Source organism: Frankia sp. CcMO1 (genome assembly GCF_977945845.1).
On the sequence record NZ_CDWTMG010000308.1, the window covers coordinates 1 to 4,695 of the forward strand.

The following is a 4,695-nucleotide window of genomic DNA, read 5'->3' on the forward strand; positions in this document are numbered from 1 at the left end:
CCCAAACAGACCCTAGCGTCGACCGCGGAACATGCCGCCCAGCGAGGCCCAGAAGCCGCGGCGGGTGTCCACTCTGGCCTGCGCGTCGGCCTCGGCCACCGCCGCCAGCGCGTCCTTCGCGGCGCTCGGCTCGACCACCGGGGCGGAGAACGCCGGGGCGGCTGGCGCAGACTGCGGGGCGGGGCGGCGCTGCGGGGCGAACTTGACCGGGAGCGCGTCAAGGTGCCGGGACCAGGTCGAGGCGGTCCAGGTCAGCTGCTCCTCCGGCACCGTGAGGTGCAGGTCGGGTAGCCGGTTGAGCAGCACGTCGACGCCGGTGTCGGTGATGGCGCGGGCGATCTCCTGTCCCGAGCACTCGTGCGGGCCCCGGCTGAACGCCAGGTGCGAGCGGTTGCCGTGCATCGGCGCGTCGAGATCCGGACGGATCTCCGGATCTGCGTTGCCCGCCGCGATGCCGAGCAGCAGCATGTCGCCCTCGCGGATCTCCTTGTCGGCGAAATGCATGTCGTGCATGGCGAACCGCGCCGGGCAGACCAGCAGCGGCGGATCGTCCCACAGCATCTGCTCGACCGCGTCCGGCAGCGTCATGAGCCCGCCGGCGAGCGACGCGCGGAAGCGGGGGTCAGTCAGCACCATCCGCAGCGTGTTCGAGACCAGGTTCGTCGTGGCCTCGTAGCCCAGCACGATCACGAGGCGCAGGTGGTTGAGCACCTCCTCGTCGTTCAGCCCCGAGGGGTGCTGGACGAACCAGGACGCCAGGTCGTGCGCGGGGGCCCTGCGCCGCTCCTCGGTCAGCGACCGCAGGGTGCCGATGATGTACTGGTTGTGCGCGTACGCCTCCTCGCCGCCGCTGACCATGCCGACGATGGCCTCGACCAGTTTCCGGCCGTACCCCTCGCTCAGGCCGACCAGCCGGCTCAGCACGAGCATCGGAAGGTAAACGGCGAACTGGGTCACCAGGTCCGCGCGGCCGTCCTCGACAAAGCCGTCGATCAGCTGGTTCGCGTAGCGATGGACGTGCCGCCGGGTGCCGTGCCGGTCGAACCTGGTCAGGCACTCGTTGACCGCGGCGCGCAGCCGCGCATGTTCCTCGCCATCGTAGGACACGACGTCGGGACGCCATCCGATGAGCGGAAGCAGCGGGTCGTCCGCGGCGATCCTGCCCTCGTTCCAGTCCCGCCAGAGCCGGGCGTCCCGGGTGAACCGGCTCGGGGTGCGAGCGACCTCCATGTTCTCCCGGTAGCCGAGCACCAGCCAGGCCGGGACGCCACCCTCGAGTTCCACCGGGGCGATCCCGCCGTGTTCCGCGCGGAGCTTCTCGTAGACCGCGCCGGGATCGTGCTGCGCTTCCGGGCCGTAGAGCGCGGTCCGTGCGGCATCCTGCGCGAAGGCCGCGTGCGCCGGACACCCCGGCGGCGGGATCGCAGCGCCTGATTCCGCGCCTGCTTCGGGAATGGATGTTGACACACTTACTCCGTGGCGGCCGAGGCGGCCACCGGGGCCGCGGATTGGGTGGACAGCCAGTACAGGTAGCGCATGAGGGCCAGCAGGGTGTCCCGGCTCGAGGCCCGGCTGCGCGCGTCGCACGCGACGATCGGCACGGCGGCCGGCAGATCCAACGCGGCACGGACCTCGTCCAGCGGGTGGTTCGGGGCGTCCGGGAAGACGTTGATGGCCACGATGAACGGCACGCCGCCGTCTTCGAGCCGCCCGATGACGTCGAAGCTGGCCTCGAGCCGCCGGGTGTCGACCAGCACGACCGCGCCAAGGGCTCCCTCGAACAGGCCGGTCCACAGGAACCAGAAGCGATGCTGTCCGGGCGTGCCGAACAGGTAGAGCACCAGTTGCTCGTTGATGGTGATCCGGCCGAAGTCCATGGCCACGGTGGTCGCATCCTTCTGCTCGACCCCGCGGACGTCGTCCACCCCGACGCTGACCTCGGTCATCGTCTCCTCGGTCGTCAGCGGTCTGATCTCGCTGACGGAGCCGACCAGGGTCGTCTTGCCGACGCCGAACCCGCCGACCACGACAATCTTGACCGCGGTGGCGGCCGAGGCGGGCAGCGTGTCCTCGCGTGCCGGCCCGACGGCCAACTCAGAGCCTCTGGAGTCCATTCATCACCGCCTTGAGCAGTTCAGGATCGCCGATTCCTTCCATGCGCACCGAGGCGCGCACCTCGACGAGCGAGTCCCTGAGCAGGTCGGAGACCAGGATGGCGACTACGCTGAACGGCAGCTTGAGGTACGCCGAGATCTCCGCCATGGACAGGGGCCAGTGACACATGCGCAGGATGGACGCGTGTTCCGGCTGCATCTCGGGCCGGGCCGCGGCCCGCGCCACCACGAGGGTGATCAGGTCGATGTCGGCCCGGCGGCCCGAGGCGCCGCGCCCGCCGGTGAGGACGTACAGGCGCTCGGGACCGCCCTGCTCCCAGGCGGAGGACGCGTCGTTGATCGGGGACGGGGTCACCCGGCCGTCCTCTCCTCCATCCGCGGCGGGCTGGTGAGATGCTCACCGATACGTGCGACCAGGTTGCGCATCTGCTGTCCCATCAACCCCGCGTCCACCCCTTCGTCGGCCAGCACCGCGAGGTACGTGCGCGCGCCGGCCGCCATGAGGTAGAAGAATCCCCCGCCCACCTCGATTACCACGAGCCGCATCCGCTTGTCCCCCTGCGGGAACTCGGCGCCGACGGCGGCGGACAGGCTCTGCAGGCCGGTGCACGCGGCCGCGAGGCGGTCGACGGTGTCCACATCCGTGTTGTACTGGGCCATGCGCAGGCCGTCCGCGGTCAGGACGATGATATGCCGGGTGCCCGGCACGCTCTCCGCAAGGTCCTTGAGCATCCAGTCCATGCTGGGCCGCAAGTGGTCCATCGGCTACTCGCCTTCCTTACTCGACGCATCGTCAGTCAAAGCGTGCTGGGTGCTCGTGCCCTCGCCGGAGACCGCGTTCTGGAACGCGGCAAGCCACAGTCCGGGCGGCGGGGGCGGCGCGGCGGGAGCGGATGCGTTACTCGACACGGGCGGGGACGGGGCGGCGGACTGCAGCCCGCGCGGCGCGGTCAGGCTCCGCTGGCTGCCGCTCCCGCCGAGCGGGGCGGTGACGCCGCGCCTGCGCTGCGGCAGGCCGTTGTTGTTGATCTTGATGTGCTGCGGCTCCTCCGGCTCCAGGGCGATGGCGGGCATCAGCGTGTTCGGGTTCGGCCGGACCGCGGCGCCCGGGCTGGCCGCGGACAGCGGCACGGCGGTGGCCAGGTCGCGTGGGATGATCAGCACGGCGCGCACGCCGCCGTACGCCGAGGGCCGCAGCGAGACCTGAAAGCGGTGGGTCTGCGCGAGCCGACCGACCACGGACAGGCCGAGGCGCGGGTTCCCGTCGAGGTCGGCGAGGTCGAGGCCCGACTTGACTTCGGCGAGCACCCGCTCGGCGCGCAGCCGGGCCTCCTCGCCGAGGCCGACGCCGCCGTCCTCGATCTCGACCGCGATCCCGGACTGCACCTCGACCGCGGTCATGTGCACGCGGGTCTGCGGCGGCGAGTATCGGGTGGCGTTGTCCAGCAGCTCGGCGAGCGCGTGGATGAGCGGTTTGACGGTGGGTCCTGAGATGGCGACCTCGACCACTGAGTGCAGTTCGACGCGTTGGTAGTCGATGATCCGGGACATCGCGCCGCGCAGCACGTTGAACAGCGACACCGGATGCTGCCACTGCCGGCCGGGGCGGGATCCGCCGAGCACGGCGAGCGAGTCGGCGAGCCGGCCGATCAGCGCGGTGCCGTGGTCGAGGCGGAGCAGGTCGTCGAAGACATCGGGGTTCCCGCCGTGCCGCTCCTCCATCTCGCGCAGATCCTGGAACTGCTGGTGCACGATGGCCTGGACGCGACGGGCGACGTTGACGAACGCGCGCTGCGAGGAGTCGCGCAGGTCCTCTTCCGCCTTGACCGCTTCGAGGACCGAGCGGACCACGTCGTCGTGCGCCTTGATGAACGCGGCGCCGAGGGCGGGCGACTGGCTCGAGCCGGACAGCGCCTCCTCGACCGAGTCGCCGCGGTGCAGCCGACTGATCGCGGCGGGCAGCACCTCGACGGCGAGGCGGCTGGTCTCGGCCTCCTGTATCTCCAGGCGGTGCACGAGCTCCTGCTCGGTGGCGGCCTGCCGACGGCGCAGATGGACGATCTCGTGCCCGCGGCGGCGGATCTCGGCGCAGGCCAGGCCGATCGCGACCGCCGCGACGAGGCCGCACACGGCAACAGCGCGCCGGGCGTGCGGGGCGACGAGAAGGATGGCGGCCACTGTACAGAGTGCGGTCAGGGGTGCCGCTACCAGAGCACTGTAGACGACGGAGAAGTCGCCTTCCGAGCCACGAGGTGACGGTCGCTTGCGTTTCATTCGCAGAACCTTGGTCTGATCGTGGGCGTGTGTCGGTGACCGACGGGGACGGGGAGAACAGTCACGGGCGCGGCCCGCGGAGAGACTCGCGCGCCGACGAGGGCCCGACGGCGATGTTCTGACTGGGCACGCGGCCACCTTGCTCAGTGTTCGCGGTTCTGATGTCTCTCCGGACGGGTCTGACGTTATATCCAGGGCTTCGGCGAGACCGCACCGCGCCGCTATCAGTGACCTTGAGTAGCCGGCCGCCGCTGTACATCCGGTCGAACTTCGCCGAGATCGATCATGGTCGATGTGCGTCGCGCCC

General features: G+C 70.6%; 5 protein-coding genes. All 5 read right to left on the bottom strand.

Annotation, left to right across the window (positions count from 1 at the left end):
- Positions 1–12: 12 nt before the first annotated feature.
- Genes AC08OU_RS22665 through AC08OU_RS22685 form a run of 5 tightly spaced genes read right to left on the bottom strand, consistent with a single transcriptional unit; the run spans position 13 to position 4,388 of the window.
- Complete coding sequence (locus AC08OU_RS22665; RefSeq protein ID WP_476605748.1) at positions 13–1,467, bottom strand: cytochrome P450; 1,455 nt, start codon at positions 1,465–1,467, stop codon at positions 13–15.
- A gap of 2 nt (positions 1,468–1,469) precedes the next feature.
- Complete coding sequence (locus AC08OU_RS22670) at positions 1,470–2,114, bottom strand: GTP-binding protein (RefSeq protein ID WP_476602113.1); 645 nt, start codon at positions 2,112–2,114, stop codon at positions 1,470–1,472.
- Positions 2,095–2,469 carry a DUF742 domain-containing protein gene (locus AC08OU_RS22675; protein WP_476594610.1) on the bottom strand — a complete coding sequence of 125 codons (375 nt, stop codon included), beginning with the start codon at positions 2,467–2,469 and terminating at the stop codon, positions 2,095–2,097. Before AC08OU_RS22675 ends, AC08OU_RS22670 begins: the two co-directional genes overlap by 20 nt.
- On the bottom strand, positions 2,466–2,876 hold the full coding sequence (locus AC08OU_RS22680; protein WP_476602112.1) for a roadblock/LC7 domain-containing protein: 411 nt from the start codon (positions 2,874–2,876) through the stop codon (positions 2,466–2,468). Before AC08OU_RS22680 ends, AC08OU_RS22675 begins: the two co-directional genes overlap by 4 nt.
- Before the next feature lie 3 nt (positions 2,877–2,879).
- On the bottom strand, positions 2,880–4,388 hold the full coding sequence (locus AC08OU_RS22685; RefSeq protein WP_476602111.1) for an ATP-binding protein: 1,509 nt from the start codon (positions 4,386–4,388) through the stop codon (positions 2,880–2,882).
- Positions 4,389–4,695: the final 307 nt, after the last annotated feature.